Source organism: Alkalilacustris brevis, assembly GCF_003350345.1.
GTDB classification, from domain to species: domain Bacteria; phylum Pseudomonadota; class Alphaproteobacteria; order Rhodobacterales; family Rhodobacteraceae; genus Alkalilacustris; species Alkalilacustris brevis.
On the sequence record NZ_QNVJ01000002.1, the window covers coordinates 1 to 14,899 of the forward strand.

Genomic DNA, 14,899 nt, shown 5'->3' on the forward strand with positions numbered 1-14,899 from the left:
CGCCCCGTTCGGATGGTGGGACAGGAACAGTTTCCTCGCCGAGAACTGCCCGGTTTCCTTTTTAAGAAGCCTGCTAGATAGTTTCTTGAGCGCCTGCCCAGGCAGGCGCTGCCCTAGGGTCTCCATCTCGAACCGGGTTATGCAGATGTCTATCAAATGCGAGTCCCCTGGGCGGCGGCGAGGTTGGTGGCGGCGCGCAGTGGCGACCAGCCTGGCCAGGGTGCTCAGGCGCCGCGATAGGGTTCGACGTATTGCAGCGCCATGTCCCAGGGGAAGAAGATCCATGTGTCCTGGCTGACCTCGGTGACAAAGGTCTGTACCATCTCGCGGCCCTGCGGCTTGGCATAGACGGTGGCGAAATGGGCCTTGGGATAGAGCTTGCGGACCAGTTCCAGTGTCTTGCCGGTATCGACCAGATCATCGACGATCAGAACCCCGGCGCCGTCCTTGCCCATCAGTTCGCTGGACGGGGCCTTGAGCAGGTGCGGGTCTGTCTGCTCCTGCCAGTTGTAGGATTTGACCGAGATCGTGTCGACGGTGCGGATATCCAGCTCACGCGATACGATCATCGCCGGCGCCATGCCGCCGCGGGTGATCGCGACCACCGCCTTCCAGGTGCCGCCTTTCTCGGGGCCTTGCCCGTCCAGCCGCCAGGCCAGCGCGCGGCTGTCGCGGTGAATCTGGTCCCAGCTTACGTGGAAGCCTTTTTCATGGGGCAGGCGGTCGGTCATGGCAAAGTCTTTCCTTGGTGGACTCAGGTGACGATCCGTATCGCCATCACGCCCAGGATGGCGGCGGCGGCGCGGTCGAAGACGGCCTTGCAACGCAAATAGGCGGCCCTGATCGCGGGGACGGTCAGGCCCATGGTCAGGGCCGTGTAGAACGCAATCTCCAGCAGCAGGTGGTTTGCAACGATCATTGCCGCCATTGCACCGGTTGGCATGGCAGGGAAAACGGTGGTGAAGATCGCCGCAACGAAGATCACGGCCTTGGGATTGGCCATATTTGTCAGCAGCCCCAGGCGAAAACCGGTCAAGCCCTGCGGGCGGGCGCTGTCGGGCGGCCGCTCGGCATGGCGCCACAGCGAGATTGCGAGCCAAAGCAGGTATGCCGCGCCGGCAATCTTCAATACGGCGAATGCCCAGGGCACGATCGCAAAGACGGTGGTCAGCCCGAGCACGGCCAGCAAGCTCCAGCTCGTCGCGCCGACCGCCAGACCGAGGCCGCAGAACCATCCAGCAGCCCGCCCCGCGCCAAGGCTGGCACGCAACATCGCGATGATCGCAGGCCCCGGAGAGGCGAGCGCGGCAACGATTGCCAGATTGAACGCGATGAGCGACGCGATCTCCAAGGGATCAGTCCTTCGTGCCGGTCACGGCGGCGATGTCGGGGGCGTCCACGGCCTTCATGCCGACCACGTGATAGCCGGCATCCACATGCAGGTTCTCGCCCGTGGTGCCCGAGCCAAGGTCGGACAACAGGTAGAGCGCGGCCTTGCCCACCTCGTCCTGCGTCACGTTGCGCCGCAGCGGCGAGTTCAGCTCGTTCCACTTCATGATATAGCGGAAATCGCCGATGCCGCTGGCCGCCAGCGTCTTGATCGGGCCGGCGCTGATGGCGTTGACGCGGATGCCGTCCTTGCCCAGATCCTCGGCGATATACTTGACCGAGGCCTCAAGCGCCGCCTTTGCCACGCCCATCACGTTGTAATGCGGCATCACCTTCTCGGCGCCGTAATAGGTCATGGTCAGCAGGCTGCCGCCCGGCGCCATCATCGCGGCGGCACGCTGGCACACGGCGGTGAAGGAATAGACTGAAATGTCCATCGTCATGCGGAAATTCTCGGGGCCGGTATCGACATAGCGCCCGCGCAGTTGCGCCTTGTCGGAAAAGCCGATGGCATGAACCACGAAATCCAGCGTGCCCCAATTCTCGCGCAGGGTGTCGAACAGCGCATCCAGCGAGGCCGGGTCGCTCACGTCGCAGGGGATGACCGTGTCGCTGCCCACGGAGGCCGCCAGCGGGCCGACGCGCTTCTTCAACTGCTCGCCCTGATAGGAAAAGGCCAGCTCGGCCCCGGCATCGGCAAGCGCCTGGGCAATTCCCCAGGCGATCGACTTGTCATTCGCCACGCCCATGATCAGGCCGCGGCGGCCCTGCATAAGATTGTTAGACATCCCTGGAAACCCTCGCGCAGCCTTGAAGCAATGCCTTGCTGCTTTAGGCTATTGGGGTGCGGGCATCAAGAGGATGGGCGCGCGGGGCGCGCGGGCTGCGCCCTTGTCCCGGCGGCTCGGCCGCCGCATAAACGGCATCGGGCGCGGTCTGCCCGCCGAGACGCCGGAAAAAAGGAGAGCCGGGCCATGTCGGAACGCAAGGGAATATTCGCCGGTGACGATCCTTTCGCCATCGCGCGCGCCTGGCTGGCCGAGGCCGAGGAGCACGAGCCGAACGACCCCGACGCCATCGCGCTGGCCACCGTCGATGCCACGGGGATGCCCAACGCGCGCATGGTCCTGCTCAAGGAGATCGAAGCGGAAGCCTTTGTCTTCTACACCAATTACGCCAGCGTGAAGGCGGCCGAGCTGGACGGAAGCGGCAAGGCGGCCTTCGTCATGCACTGGAAAAGCCTGCGCCGGCAGATCCGCGTGCGCGGCCTGATCGAGCGCGAGGACGGCCCGGCAGCCGATGCCTATTTCGCGTCGCGCTCGCTCAAGAGCCGGCTGGGGGCCTGGGCCTCGCGCCAGTCGCAGCCGCTTGAATCGCGCATGGCCCTGATGGCTGAAGTGGCGCGCCGCACCGCCGAACTGGGGCCGAACCCGCCGCGCCCGCCGTTCTGGGGCGGCTACCGGCTGCGCCCGGTCGAGATCGAATTCTGGGCCGATGGCGCCTTCCGGTTGCATGACCGTTTCCGCTGGCGTCGCGAATCGCCGGGCGGGGAATGGTCGGTCGAGCGGCTGAATCCCTGACGCTTTTTCAGATGGTTAAGGTTGATTGAACTTAATCCTTTTCTACTCTGGCAAGATTCGTCACAATTGCGTCACATGCAACAAGGATTTCGTGGCGGGATACAGCAAATTGGCTGGAAAGAATCAAGACGAAGCCGGCGGGGCCGAGGGGTGGGCGCTGGAAGGGCAGGTCAAATGGTTCGATCCGGGTAAAGGGTTCGGCTTTATCGTTGCCGAGGATGGCGGACCTGATATCCTGCTCCACGCGAATGTCCTGCGGGGGTTTGGCCAGGGCTCGGTCAGCGACGGCACGGCGATCCGGGTCGCGGTCCAGGAAACGCCCCGTGGCCTGCAGGCCACGCAGGTGCTGGAGATTCTCGGGGATCGCGGGGCGCCGTTCACCGGCTTCGAGGAACTCGAAGACATGAGCCCGGAGGACATCGCGAAGATCGATCTGGCACCGGCAAGGGTAAAATGGTTCGACAAATCCAAGGGTTTCGGCTTCGCCAATGTCTTCGGCTGTGGCAAGGACGTTTTTCTGCATATCGAGGTGCTGCGCCGCTCGGGCTTTGCCGAGCTGCAGCCGGGCGAGGCGCTCAGCCTGCGGATCATCGAAGGCCGGCGCGGCCTGATGGCAGTGCACGCGGCCCCGTGGGAGGCGGCGCTGAACGCTTCGAACGGCTGATCGCCGCGCTCGCGATCGGGCTTGCGATCGGGCTTTTGCCGGCACTTGCCGCGGCGCAGTCCGACAGCGCATGCCGGCCCGATACGGTCGAATTGCGCGGCGACTGGGGGCAGGCGCGCTTTACCGTCGAACTGGCCGACACCAGCGAGACCCGCGCCCGCGGCCTGATGCACCGCGAAAGCCTGCCGCGCGGGGCGGGGATGCTGTTTCTCTACGAAAGCCCGCAGCCCGCGAATTTCTGGATGCGCAACACGCTGATCCCGCTGGACATGATCTTTACCGATGACACCGGCACCGTGACCCATGTGCATCACGAGGCCGTGCCGCATGACGAAACCCTGATCCACGGCGGCAGCGCGGTGCTTTCGGTGCTGGAGATCAACGGCGGGCTGGCGCGGGCGATGGGAATCGATGCCGGCACCGAGTTGCGCCACCCGCGCCTGCCGCAGGACATCGCCGCCTGGCCCTGCGTGGAATAGGGCGAGAGCGGGGTCAAGCCAGGCGGGAGCGCCCGACGACTCGAAACGCGCGGCAAGATCTGGGGCGGGGGGCTGTCTGCCCCCCGTGCCCCCCGAGGATATTTGTCTCACAGTGAAGGAACAGGGCAGAGCCGGTAGGGTTTGCAAAGATGCCGCTGTCCGACTTTGCGAAGGATTTCCGCGGCGCGGCTGCGCAGGGGGCTTTCCAAGCGCCGCGCAGGGCGCTATCACGCGGGCGTCGGGGCGTGGCGCAGCTTGGTAGCGCGACGGTTTTGGGTACCGTAGGTCGTAGGTTCGAATCCTATCGCCCCGACCAGTTTTTCGCCAGTTCAAACCGTTTGCGAAGTGGCCGCGCGCGGCCTGAAGGCCGGATGGTGGGCGCATGGAATCTGGCGGTGGCGGTTCCGGATGTTGCCGTGCGGCTGCAGCGGCTGTGACAATGACCTTTTCGGGGTGCCGGGATCGGCTGCGGGCTTGACAGAACGTGGCGCCCTGAAGCCTACTTAGATAGTGGATTTGTGGAGCGAGGTTTCAACATGAACAGACTTTCGAGCCGTTTGCGCTACTTTGCGATGACCTGCGCCGTGCCTGCGCTGATGGCCACTCCATCGGCGGCCGATCCGACCGTGGGTCTGGGCCTGACCTTCAGTTTCGGCGGCGGCGGGGTGGATACCGGTATCGGGTTGCGGGTGTTTTCCGACAATCGCCGCGAGAAGGCCGTCGGGTCGGTCGGGGTGGATTACATGTTCGGCAGCCAGCGCTGGCGCGGAACGCTGGGCGCCGCCTATCTGGACCGCAACGGCTATATCGGGGTCGATCTCGGCATCGGGCTGGGTGACGGGGCGATCGACTTCGGCGTCGGGGTTGGGGGTGTGAAAACCAAGTCAGATGATGACGATGGGGAGATGACTTACCCGTTCTGAGTAGGTTCCGGTCAGGATCTTTGCCGAAGGCTCTGACTGCGACGCGAGGCCGTTCACTACTTTTGCCAACGTCTACTAGCATGATTCTTGGTTAGCCCATATGCGGGTTCCAGATACTCGGAAGCCGTGTGTCTTACTTTGCTGCGAAGCCGGAGCAGGGCGCGGGCATGTCACTTCTCTGGCGATGGTGGCTCGTGCGCTGGAGCCCTCGCATCGCTGCGAGGCCCTCCTGCACAGTATGACCCATGCTGCCGTGCTGGACGGGCTTTGTGATAAGGTTGATCGTGGACCACGCCTTAACCGCCTGTCTCGGTCACATGCCGCGCACGCTTTCAACTGGGCCAGTTGGATGTTGGCCCGCGGCTTCAATGACTCAGAAGTCTTGATATTGCGCTTCGATTGGTGGCGTGATGCTTTGCGTGCATTGAGTCCTGACCTTGTGGTCGCTGATTTTGCGCCAACCGCGCTGATGGCGGCACGCGCACTCGGTATCCGGGCAGTAGCAACCGGCACTGCCTTTGGTGTGTTCCCATCCAGCCTACTGCGGTTTCCTGACTTTCTAACACCTCAGGAGGCTGCGCGACATCGCCCAGCCCTCGGCGACGCGCCGCCGCCGGACGAGGCGGCGATGTGTGACACCATCAACCGGACGCTTGGCGCGCGCGGCCTTCCGCCGCTCGCCAGATTGCCCGAGGTCTATGCGGCCGATTTGTCCCTTCCGCGCGGGGTGACGCTGTGGGATCCCTATGCGGAATGGCGCGAACGCCCGCTCCTGCTGCCAATTGAGCGACTGCCACCGCTGAGCGAAGGGCAGGGGAGCGAGGTTTTCATCTATTTCTCGACCGGCGAGTTGAATGAGCCCGCGATCCGCGAGGCCTTGCTTCGGCTGCCTTTTGCCGCGCGGCTTGTGGCGCCGGGGCTGGCACCTGGCCTGGCGCGCGGCCTTGCCGCCAATCCGCGCCTGAGAATCGAACCCGCGCCGCTTCCCCCAAGCGAGATCGTTGCGCGCAGCCGGGTGATCATGTGCGCCGGGCAGGCCGGCACGCTGTCGCTCGCGGTGCTGGCGGGGGTTCCGGTGCTGGCGCTCCCGGTCCAGTTGGAGCAATTGTCGAACGCGTTGCGCGCATCGGGCCACTTGAGCGCCTGCCGGGTCGTGCCGCGCATTGAGCGCAGTGCGCAGGCGATACTGGATGCCCTGGCGGATTTGTGGTTCCGGCCCGGTCTGGCGCAGGCGGCACGCGACGAGGCGGTGCGGCTGCGTGCGCAATATGACGAAAGCGCGCTTGATAGCTATCGTCGCCTGCTTCCGCCGTTGCTGGACGGGGCGTAGGGGCATTGCCGCCTCTGCCCGGCCCCGCGCCGTTCAGCTTTCGGCGGGCGGATCGGCCGGGATGCCCAGCCTGTCCAGTACCCAGGCGGCGATTTCGCGCAGCATCGGCTGGGCGGCGGTGTCGAAGCTGGTGACGATATCCAGCGTGTCGGTGCTGGCACTGCGGGCGCCCGAGGTGAAGGTGCGGCTGGCCAGGATGCTGGCGTCGGATTCGCGGATGATCCGCACGGTCATGCGCAGGCGCAGCTCGGCGCCGTCGCCGTCGCGCAGTTCAGCCTGGAAATCGGTGATTTCCGAGACCAGCGCGAAATCGCCCGCCCCGCCCAGCGGGCGGCGGCCCACATAGCGCAGGGCGTTGGTGTTCTCCAGGCTGCGCAGCATCACTGTCTGCATCATCACCGGCAGGTTCTCGGCCCAGCGGGCGCCGGGCAGGTATTGCGCCTGCAGCGGGTTGGGCCGGATCATGATGCGGTCGGAATCGAGCGCGCCGCTGGTGGTGGGCACTTCGATGATGAGGTCGCGCGCGAGCGCGCCCCCCCGCGCGGTGGCCACATCGGCGGGTGCGCGCAGCTCATAGGCGTCGAGCGGGGTGGTCGCCTGGCCGATTGCGGCGATGGTGGCGCACCCCGCGAGCGAGAGCGCCAGCGTGGCGGCGATCAGCAGGCGCCGGGCGATGATGGCTTGGGGCAGGGGGGCTGGGGTCATCGTCTGAACTCCGGTGTCTGGCGGTCGAGGAAGAACCGCGTCGGGTCGCGTTCGATCTGGCGCGTGACCCGTTCGAGACTGGCAATCAGGTTGCGGGTTTCCTGCGCAAGCCGAGTGTATTGTGGCAGGCCGGTGGTGGCAAAGCCGGTCACGGCCTCGCCTGCGGTGCCGACCACCTCGCCCATGTCGAGGAAGGCCACGCGGGCGGATTCCGCCGCCGCGCGCAAGTCGGCGGTGACGGCGGGGATGTCATCGGAGACCTGCGCGATGGCGCCATCGAGCCGGGTCATCGACTCGCGCAGTTGCGCGACCAGGGCCGAGATATCCTCGTCGATCAGGCGGTCGGCGCCTTCGAAGGCGCGTTCGGCGGCGGCCAGCGTGCGCTCGCCCGCGCTCAGGGCCTCGTTGATCGCGGTCAGGGTCTGGTTGGCGCGGCTGAAGGTGTCGGTCGCGGCGGCAATGGCCCCTTGCGCGTCATCGGCGATCCCGTCGATGCGCCCGGAGGCGGCGGAAAGATCGCCGCCCACCTGTTCGATCACCCGCGACGCCGTTTCGGTGGCGCCGCGAATATCGGTCATGATCGCGGGCAGGTCGGTTTCGGCGACGCGGCTGATGGTGGCGATGGCCTCGTTGGCGCCTGAAACGGCGCTGCGGGCCTCGGCCACCAGGGCCGCGCCATCGCCGGTGAGCATCGTGTCGAAGCTGCCTGCGGCGCGATCGACGGTGTCGAGCGTCTCGGTCAGGCGGGCGATCATCGCATCGGTCGCGGCGATGGTGGCCTGGGCCTCGTTCAGGCGTGCGGTCGCGGCGGCGCCGGTGGCGCTGAACTGGTCGATCAGCCCGCGCGCATCGACGGTGAGCGCATCGAGATCGGCGCGCAGCGCGGCCGAAGCCTCGGTCAGGTCGGTGACCAGCGCGGGCAGGTCGTCATCAAGGAACCGCCCGGCGGAATCGAAGCTGCGCGTGGCGCTTTGCAAGGCCGCATCGCCCTGTTGCAGGGTCTGTTGTGCGCGGTTGGAAAGCTGCGAAAGGTTCAACAGCGCGGTATCGGCCATCTGCATGGTGGCGACGCCCGCGGTGGTGATCTCGTCCAGCCGGTCGGCGAATTCGGCGATCGCACCGGCGGCCACGGCGACGCTGTCGGAGACGGCGGCGAAATCATCCAGCGCCGAGGCGAAATTCTCGGACGAGGTTTCGAGATTGGCGAGGATGTTGTCCACGCGCTGCTGGTTTTCCGGGCCCAGCAGCGTGCCGATCTGGTCAAGCACGCTCAGAAGCTCGCTCAATATCTCGGGCGCGTCCTCGGTCAGGCTTTGCAGCACCGAGCGCCCGGAGGTGATCTCGGGGAAGGCGGCGCCGTCGGCCTCGACCAGCAGCGGTCTGTCGGGGCTGCCTGCGCTGATCGCCACATAGGAGACGCCGGTAACGCCCTGCGCCTCGATGGTGGCGACGCTGTCCTCGCGGATCGGGGTGGCGGCGTCGATTTCCAGGCGCACCAGCACGGTGCCGTCACGCTCGGGCGCCAGGCGCAGATCGACGACCTGGCCCACCGGCAGCCCGCTGAAGCGCACATCCGAGGCGCGGCTCAGGCCGGACACTGCGTTGAAGCGCACGTCGTAATAGGCGAACTGGCGGTCAAGCTCGACCCGCGCCAGCCAGATGAAGAAGGCCAGCAGCCCCAGAAACCCGGCAAGGGTGAACAGTCCGATCAAAATGTAATTGGCGCGCGTTTCCATGATGCGGTGTCAGTCCCCTGCGGTTTCGTCGCCCGCCGTCGCCAGCGCGGCGCGGGCACGTGGGCCGTGAAAATACTCTTTCACCCAAGGGTGATCGACCAGCAACATCTCCTGCATGGTGCCTGTCACCAGCACCTTGCGTTCGGCGAGCACCGCGATACGGTCGCAGACCGCGTGCAGCGTATCAAGGTCATGGGTGACAAGGAACACCGTCAACCCCATTGAGCGGCTGAGCCCGCGGATGAGCGTGTCGAAGGCCGCCGCGCCGATCGGGTCAAGCCCGGCGGTGGGCTCGTCCAGAAACACGATTTCGGGGTCGAGCGCCAGCGCGCGCGCCAGGCCGGCGCGTTTGCGCATCCCCCCCGACAGCTCGGAAGGGTAGTTGTCGCCCGCGCGCCAGGGCAGGCCGGCCATGGAGATCTTGAGATCGGCCATTGCGCGGCGCAATTCCGGCGTCAGTTCCGGCACGGCGCGCAGTGGCACCTCGACGTTTTCGCGCACCGTCAGGCTGGAAAACAGCGCACCATCCTGAAACATCACGCCCCAGCGGGTTTCAAGCTGGGCGCGTTCTTCCTCGCTGGCGCGCAAGACATCGGTGCCCAGCACGCGAATCTCGCCCGCGGCGGGGCGCAACAACCCGCAGATGGCGCGCAGCAGCACCGACTTGCCCGTGCCCGAGCCGCCGACGATGCCCAGGATTTCACCCCGGCGCACATCGAGGTTCAGCCCCTCATGCACGACATTGGTGCCGAAGCGGGTTTCGATCCCGCGCAGTTCGATCACGTTGTCATGGCCGGTGGTGTCGGGCTGTGCTGCGTCGCTCATGCCTAGATCCCCACCTGTGCGAAGAAGATCGAGAACAGCGCATCCGCGACGATCACCGCGAAGATCGCCGCCACCACCGAGGCCGAGGTCATCCGCCCCAGCGATTCCGCGTCGCTGCCCACCTTCATGCCGCCATGGCAGCCGATGATCCCGATGATCACCGCGAAGACCGGCGCCTTGACCATGCCCACGATCAGGTGATTGACGCTTACGCCTTCGACCAGGCGCGTGCGGAACATGCCGGGCGATATGCCCAGTTCGATCCAGGACATCAGCGCGCCGCCCACCAGCCCGGCGATATTGGCGATCAGCCCCAGAATGGGCAGCATCAGCAATAGCGCCAGCACCCGCGGCACGATCAGCGCGGCGGCCGGGTCGATGCCCAGCGTGCGCATGGCGTCGATCTCCTCGCGCATCTTCATCGAGCCGATGGCCGCGGTGAAGGCCGAGGCCGTGCGCCCGGCCACGATGATCGCAGTCAGCAGGATGCCCAGCTCGCGCAGGATCGACACCGCGATCAGATCGACCACAAAGACCTCGGCCCCGAACTGACGCAACTGCATCGAGCCCTGAAAGGCAAGAACCACACCGATCAGAAAGGCCATCAGCGCCACGATGGGCACCGCGCGCAGCCCAACCTCCTGGCAATGATGCACCAGCGATGTCAGCCGAAAGGCGCGCGGGTGGAGCAATGCCTGCCCCAGCCGCACGATGAACAGGCCCAGATAGGCGGCCAGTTCGCCCAGATACACCACCGCCCCGGCAACCAGCCGCCCCAATGCCTCGATCCGGTCAAGCAGGCCGCGCGGGCGGGCCGGGGCCTCGTCCGGTTCGGGCAGGGCCTGCGCGACCGACTCGAGCAGCGCGAGGCTTGCGTCATCGACGCCGGTGATCTCGCAGGGCTGCCCGGCGGCGGCCTGCCGGCGTTGCAGTTGCGCCAGTGACCAGGCGGTTGCGGTATTCAGCCGCTCAAGCCCCGCCAGATCGACATGCACGGCGCGGTCCGCGGGCAATGCGCGCAGCGCGTCCTCGAGCCGGCGCAGCGATTCGAGGCCTAGCGCCCCGGTCAGCGTGACGCGCGCCGTCTCGGCGGTCGTTTCGACCGTGATGCGGTCCTTTTTTGACGCGCGTTCTGCCATGCGGGCGGCTTACTCCGGAATGACGGCGGCATGAATGATGGCGGCAGGGTGCCGCGCGAGTCAGGGACTTAGATCAAAAACTATCCGATCGCAGCCGGGATTAACACGGACGCCGCGCGGCACGCATATTTTCGGTCTTTTGTGACGGAAACCGGGGCGCGTGTCACAAAACCTTCGTCAAACTGCGACTATACCGCAACAAACCGGCGCTAGTTCGGGTGCCAGTCGTGATGCCGCGACCAACGCAGACAGACTCGAGGAGTTCACATGAAACGCTCTGCTGCCCTTATGGCGACTGCCGCCGTGCTGATGACCGGCGCTGCCAATGCCCAGTCGGTCGATCCCAATCTGCCCGAATACGAGCCCGTCTCGGGCGTGTCGGGCAACCTGACCTCGATCGGGTCGGACACGCTCAACAACCTGATGACGCTGTGGTCGGAAGGCTTCCGCACCCAGTACCCGAACGTCGCCATCCAGATCCAGGGTGCCGGGTCGGGCACCGCCCCGCCCGCGCTGGTGGAAGGCACCGCCCAGTTCGGCCCGATGTCGCGCCCCATGCGCGGCACCGAGATCGAGGAATTCGAAGCCCGCTACGGCTATGAGCCCACCCCGATCCGTGGCGCGATCGACGCGCTGGGCGTGTTCGTCCACATCGACAACCCGGTCGAGTGCCTGAGCATGGAGGAAGTCGACGCGATCTTCTCCTCGACCCGCAACGGCGGCGCCGATGCAGCGATCACCACCTGGGGCCAGGTCGGCGCGACCGGCGAATGGGCCAACCGCCCCGTCGCCATGTATGGCCGCAACTCGGCCTCGGGCACCTATGGCTACTTCCGCGACGTGGCGCTGTTCGGCGGCGACTACAGCCCCGAGGTGCGCGAGCAGCCCGGCTCTTCGACCGTGATCCAGGGTGTCGCCTCTGACATCAACGGAATCGGTTATTCGGGCATCGGCTACGCAACCGCCGATGTAAAGGCCGTGGAGCTGCGCGGCGCTGACGGGGAGTGCTACGCCCCCGAGGGCGAGGCGGCGGCGACCGGGGTCTACCCGCTCGCACGGTTCCTTTACATCTATGTCAACAAGGATCCGAACCAGGATCTGGACCCGGTGCGCGCCGAGTTCATCCGCTATGTCTACAGCCAGCAGGGTCAGGAAGACGTGGTGCGCGCGGGCTTCTTCCCGCTGGTCAAGATGGTCGCTGATCAGGACCTCGCGACCTTCGGCCTGAACTGATGCCGCAAGGCGCATGAACAGGGTCCGGGGCTGCGCGCAGCCCCGGATCACCTTTGAAAGAACACCCGTTTTCCGATCCACGCCGCCGGGGCAGGAACACCATGTCAGACAGCACGACCGACCTGAAATCATCGCAATCGGCCGAGGCCATCGCCGGGCGCAAGCGCCGGCGCAGCATGGAGACCCGGCGCAGCGTGATCTGGGGCGAAAGGATCGCGGGCGGCGTGATCACCGTGGGCGGGCTCATGGTGATCGTGGCCGTTCTGGGGATCATGGTGTTTCTGTTCAGGGTGGTGATGCCGCTTCTTGATGGCGGCGAACTGCTGGGCAATGTCCGCTACCAACTGGACACCGGGCAGGATGTGATCTGGGTCAATGGCGACGAGTATCAGACGCTGGGCTCGGTCATCGCCGCCGGGGGCCGCGTGATCACCTATCATGTGCCGACCGGCACGGAGGTTTCGCGCGCGCAGTTCGATTTCAATGGCGCCGAAGTGACCGCCGTGTCGGGCACGCTGGGCCGCGACCGGGTGGCGCTGGGCTTCGATGACGGCACGGTGCGCTTTGCCACCACAGGCTTTGAAGCACGGGCCACCGCACGGCGCAACCTGCCCGAGGGGCTGAGTGATCTGGACGCGCGCGACCGTATGCTGGATGGCCGCGTCTTCACCGAGGTGGGCACCGGCGATTTCCGCACGCTTTCCGCCGTGACTGAACTGGCCGCGCCCGAGGCCATTTCCGAACATCCGATCATCGCCATCGACTACCGCATCGGCGGCACGCGCGAACGGCCCACGCTGGCCTTCGCTACTGTGGATGCGGCGGGGCAGGTGCGGGTAAGCCGCTCGACCGTGCAGATCAACATGATGACGGGGCAGGAAACCGTAAGCACCACCACCGTTGACCTGCCCGAGCTGGGGTTGGACGCGGGTGTGAGTGTGACGGGTGTCCTGCTTTCCGGCAGTGCCGACCGCGCGATCGTCTCCACCGATGACGGCTATGTCATTCGCTATGATCTGCGCGACATGAACAACCCTACCCTGGCCGAGCGCCGCCGCGTGGCCGACGCGGGCGTGGCCGTCACCGCGATGACTTTTCTCAGCGGCGAGGAAAGCCTTGTTGTCGGCGGCGAGGATGGCTCGGTCAATGTCTTCTTCCGGCTGCAGACCGGCACCGACACCACAACCGACGGTCGCGAACTGGTGCGCGCGCGCAGCCATGCGCCGATGCCCGCCGCAGTGGTGGACCTGTCCGAGGCACAGCGGCAAAAGGAATTCTCGGCCGTCGATGAACTGGGCAATGTCTGGATCTATCACTCGACGTCGGATCAGGTGCTGTTCGAACTGCAGCGCTCGGGCGACGTGACCACGCAATCCAGCGCGATGATCTTTCCGCGCTCGAACGGGGTGATGCTGGTCAGTCAGGGCGGTGAGGTGGAAGCCTGGCAATACACCCAGCGCCACCCCGAGGTCACGCTGGGCGTTCTGTTCAGCCGCATCTGGTACGAGGGCTACGGCGCGCCCGATTTCGTCTGGCAATCCACGGCCGGCACCGACCTGGCCGAACCGAAGTATTCGCTGGTGCCGCTGATCTTCGGCACGATGAAGGCCGCGTTCTACGCGATGCTTTTCGCCACCCCCATCGCGCTGATGGCGGCGATCTACACCTCGGAATTCGTGCACCGCTCGGTGCGCGCCACCGTCAAGCCGACCATGGAGATGATGGAAAGCCTGCCCACCGTGGTGCTGGGCTTCATCGCGGCGCTGGTGCTCGCGCCCATTGTCGAGGAATGGATCGCGGCGGTGCTGCTGGGCTTCATCGCGGTGCCGCTGGGGTTGATGATCGGCGCCTTTACCTGGCAGATGCTGCCGCCGGCGGTGGTGTTGCGCTTTGATGGCTTTCCCAAATTCGTGCTGATGGGCGTGGCCATCATGGTGACGGCCTGGGCTGCCTACATGATCGGGCCGTCCTTCGAGGATCTGCTGTTCTACGGCGATTTCAAGGCCTGGACGAGCGGGCGCATCGGCACCGGCACGCCCTTCATGTTCCTGATCCTTCTGCCGCTCTCCTATATCACTGTCGCCATCGCCTACCGGCGCACGCTGGGCCACAGGGCGCGCGAGCGGATGCGGGCGCTGCCGCGCGCGGCAGCCGGGCGGCTGGATGCGCTGCGCTGGGTGGCGACGCTCTTTGCCGCGCTCGCCCTGAGCTATCTGGTGGCTGCCGCGCTCACGCTGGTCGGGTATGACCCGCGCGGCGGCTTTGTTGACAGCTACCAGCAACGCAACGCGCTGGTGGTGGGGTTCGTCATGGCCTTCGCGGTCATTCCCAACATCTACACGCTGGCCGAGGATGCGCTGAACGCCGTGCCGGGCCATCTGCGCGCGGGCAGCCTGGCCACCGGCGCCACGCCTTGGCAGACGGCAATCTGGATCGTGTTGCCCACTGCGGCCTCTGGCGTCTTTTCGGCGGTAATGATGGGCATGGGCCGCGCCGTGGGCGAAACCATGATCGTGGTCATGGCTGCCGGCAATACGCCGATCATGGAATGGAACATATTCTCGGGGCTGCGCACGCTTTCCGCCAATATCGCCATCGAGCTGCCCGAGGCGGTGAAGGACGGCACCAACTACCGGGTGCTGTTCCTGGCCGCGCTGACGCTTTTCATCATGACCTTCGTCATCAACACCTTGGCCGAACTGATCCGCCAGCGTTTCCGCAAGCGGGCGTTTCAGCTGTGAGGGGGCAGAGGTGAAGAGCACAGTGAGTTGCCAGTTTTTCCCGCCCGTGGCGCAGGCACGGGCAGCGCCCGCCCGCCCCCCAGGCGGGCGCTTTCAGCGCCCCCCTCGGGCGAGCGCCGCCCGTGCCCTCCGGGCTGACCGCCCGACACTCGCCA

At 66.0% G+C, this 14,899-nt stretch carries 14 protein-coding genes and 1 tRNA gene; 8 read left to right on the forward strand and 7 right to left on the reverse strand.

Annotated features, from left to right (window positions below; all coding sequences use genetic code 11):
- Nucleotides 1-224 precede the first annotated feature (224 nt).
- From gpt to fabI, 3 genes are read right to left on the reverse strand one after another with little or no spacing between them, the layout of a single operon-like run.
- Complete coding sequence (gene gpt / locus DQ229_RS00035; protein ID WP_114964236.1) at nucleotides 225-731, reverse strand: xanthine phosphoribosyltransferase; 507 nt, start codon at nucleotides 729-731, stop codon at nucleotides 225-227.
- A gap of 23 nt (nucleotides 732-754) precedes the next feature.
- The gene (locus DQ229_RS00040) at nucleotides 755-1,351 is read right to left on the reverse strand and encodes a LysE family transporter (RefSeq protein WP_114964237.1); all 597 of its coding nucleotides are present in this window, start codon (nucleotides 1,349-1,351) and stop codon (nucleotides 755-757) included.
- A 4-nt stretch (nucleotides 1,352-1,355) separates the two neighbouring features.
- On the reverse strand, nucleotides 1,356-2,177 hold the full coding sequence (gene fabI, locus DQ229_RS00045; RefSeq protein ID WP_114964238.1) for an enoyl-ACP reductase FabI: 822 nt from the start codon (nucleotides 2,175-2,177) through the stop codon (nucleotides 1,356-1,358).
- Nucleotides 2,178-2,363: 186 nt separating this feature from the next.
- Between fabI and pdxH the strand changes: the two genes are divergently transcribed.
- The 6 genes from pdxH to DQ229_RS00075 all read left to right on the forward strand — a co-directional run bounded on the left by pdxH (nucleotide 2,364) and on the right by DQ229_RS00075 (nucleotide 6,365).
- Entirely contained in the window at nucleotides 2,364-2,969 is a 606-nt protein-coding gene (pdxH, locus tag DQ229_RS00050) for a pyridoxamine 5'-phosphate oxidase (RefSeq protein ID WP_114964239.1), read from the forward strand.
- 109 nt (nucleotides 2,970-3,078) lie between these two features.
- Nucleotides 3,079-3,633 (forward strand): cold-shock protein, encoded by a 555-nt coding sequence (locus DQ229_RS00055; protein ID WP_114964249.1) that lies wholly within the window; start codon nucleotides 3,079-3,081, stop codon nucleotides 3,631-3,633.
- Nucleotides 3,634-3,668: 35 nt separating this feature from the next.
- Nucleotides 3,669-4,112, forward strand: coding sequence for a DUF192 domain-containing protein (locus tag DQ229_RS00060; RefSeq protein ID WP_420796845.1), 444 nt, complete (start codon nucleotides 3,669-3,671; stop codon nucleotides 4,110-4,112).
- Nucleotides 4,113-4,351: 239 nt separating this feature from the next.
- A tRNA-Pro gene (locus DQ229_RS00065) sits at nucleotides 4,352-4,428 on the forward strand.
- A gap of 220 nt (nucleotides 4,429-4,648) precedes the next feature.
- Nucleotides 4,649-5,035, forward strand: coding sequence for a hypothetical protein (locus DQ229_RS00070; RefSeq protein ID WP_155326400.1), 387 nt, complete (start codon nucleotides 4,649-4,651; stop codon nucleotides 5,033-5,035).
- Nucleotides 5,036-5,288: 253 nt separating this feature from the next.
- Nucleotides 5,289-6,365, forward strand: a complete 1,077-nt coding sequence (locus DQ229_RS00075) for a glycosyltransferase (RefSeq protein WP_155326401.1) — start codon at nucleotides 5,289-5,291, stop codon at nucleotides 6,363-6,365.
- A gap of 33 nt (nucleotides 6,366-6,398) precedes the next feature.
- On the opposite strand, the gene DQ229_RS00080 is transcribed toward DQ229_RS00075, so the two are convergent.
- From DQ229_RS00080 to DQ229_RS00095, 4 genes are read right to left on the reverse strand one after another with little or no spacing between them, the layout of a single operon-like run.
- Nucleotides 6,399-7,070: an ABC-type transport auxiliary lipoprotein family protein gene (locus DQ229_RS00080; protein WP_114964243.1), complete on the reverse strand. Its 672-nt coding sequence runs from the start codon at nucleotides 7,068-7,070 to the stop codon at nucleotides 6,399-6,401.
- Nucleotides 7,067-8,806 (reverse strand): MlaD family protein, encoded by a 1,740-nt coding sequence (locus DQ229_RS00085; protein WP_114964244.1) that lies wholly within the window; start codon nucleotides 8,804-8,806, stop codon nucleotides 7,067-7,069. The genes DQ229_RS00080 and DQ229_RS00085 overlap by 4 nt, the downstream gene beginning before the upstream one ends.
- Nucleotides 8,807-8,815: 9 nt before the next feature.
- On the reverse strand, nucleotides 8,816-9,631 hold the full coding sequence (locus DQ229_RS00090) for an ABC transporter ATP-binding protein (RefSeq protein WP_114964245.1): 816 nt from the start codon (nucleotides 9,629-9,631) through the stop codon (nucleotides 8,816-8,818).
- 2 nt (nucleotides 9,632-9,633) lie between these two features.
- Nucleotides 9,634-10,770, reverse strand: coding sequence for an ABC transporter permease (locus DQ229_RS00095; protein ID WP_114964246.1), 1,137 nt, complete (start codon nucleotides 10,768-10,770; stop codon nucleotides 9,634-9,636).
- A gap of 267 nt (nucleotides 10,771-11,037) precedes the next feature.
- Here DQ229_RS00095 and DQ229_RS00100 point away from each other — a divergent pair, with 267 nt between their 5' ends.
- Together DQ229_RS00100 and DQ229_RS00105 are read left to right on the forward strand one after the other, a co-directional pair.
- Nucleotides 11,038-12,003, forward strand: coding sequence for a PstS family phosphate ABC transporter substrate-binding protein (locus tag DQ229_RS00100; protein ID WP_114964247.1), 966 nt, complete (start codon nucleotides 11,038-11,040; stop codon nucleotides 12,001-12,003).
- A gap of 101 nt (nucleotides 12,004-12,104) precedes the next feature.
- Nucleotides 12,105-14,744, forward strand: a complete 2,640-nt coding sequence (locus tag DQ229_RS00105; RefSeq protein WP_114964248.1) for an ABC transporter permease subunit — start codon at nucleotides 12,105-12,107, stop codon at nucleotides 14,742-14,744.
- Nucleotides 14,745-14,899 lie beyond the last annotated feature (155 nt).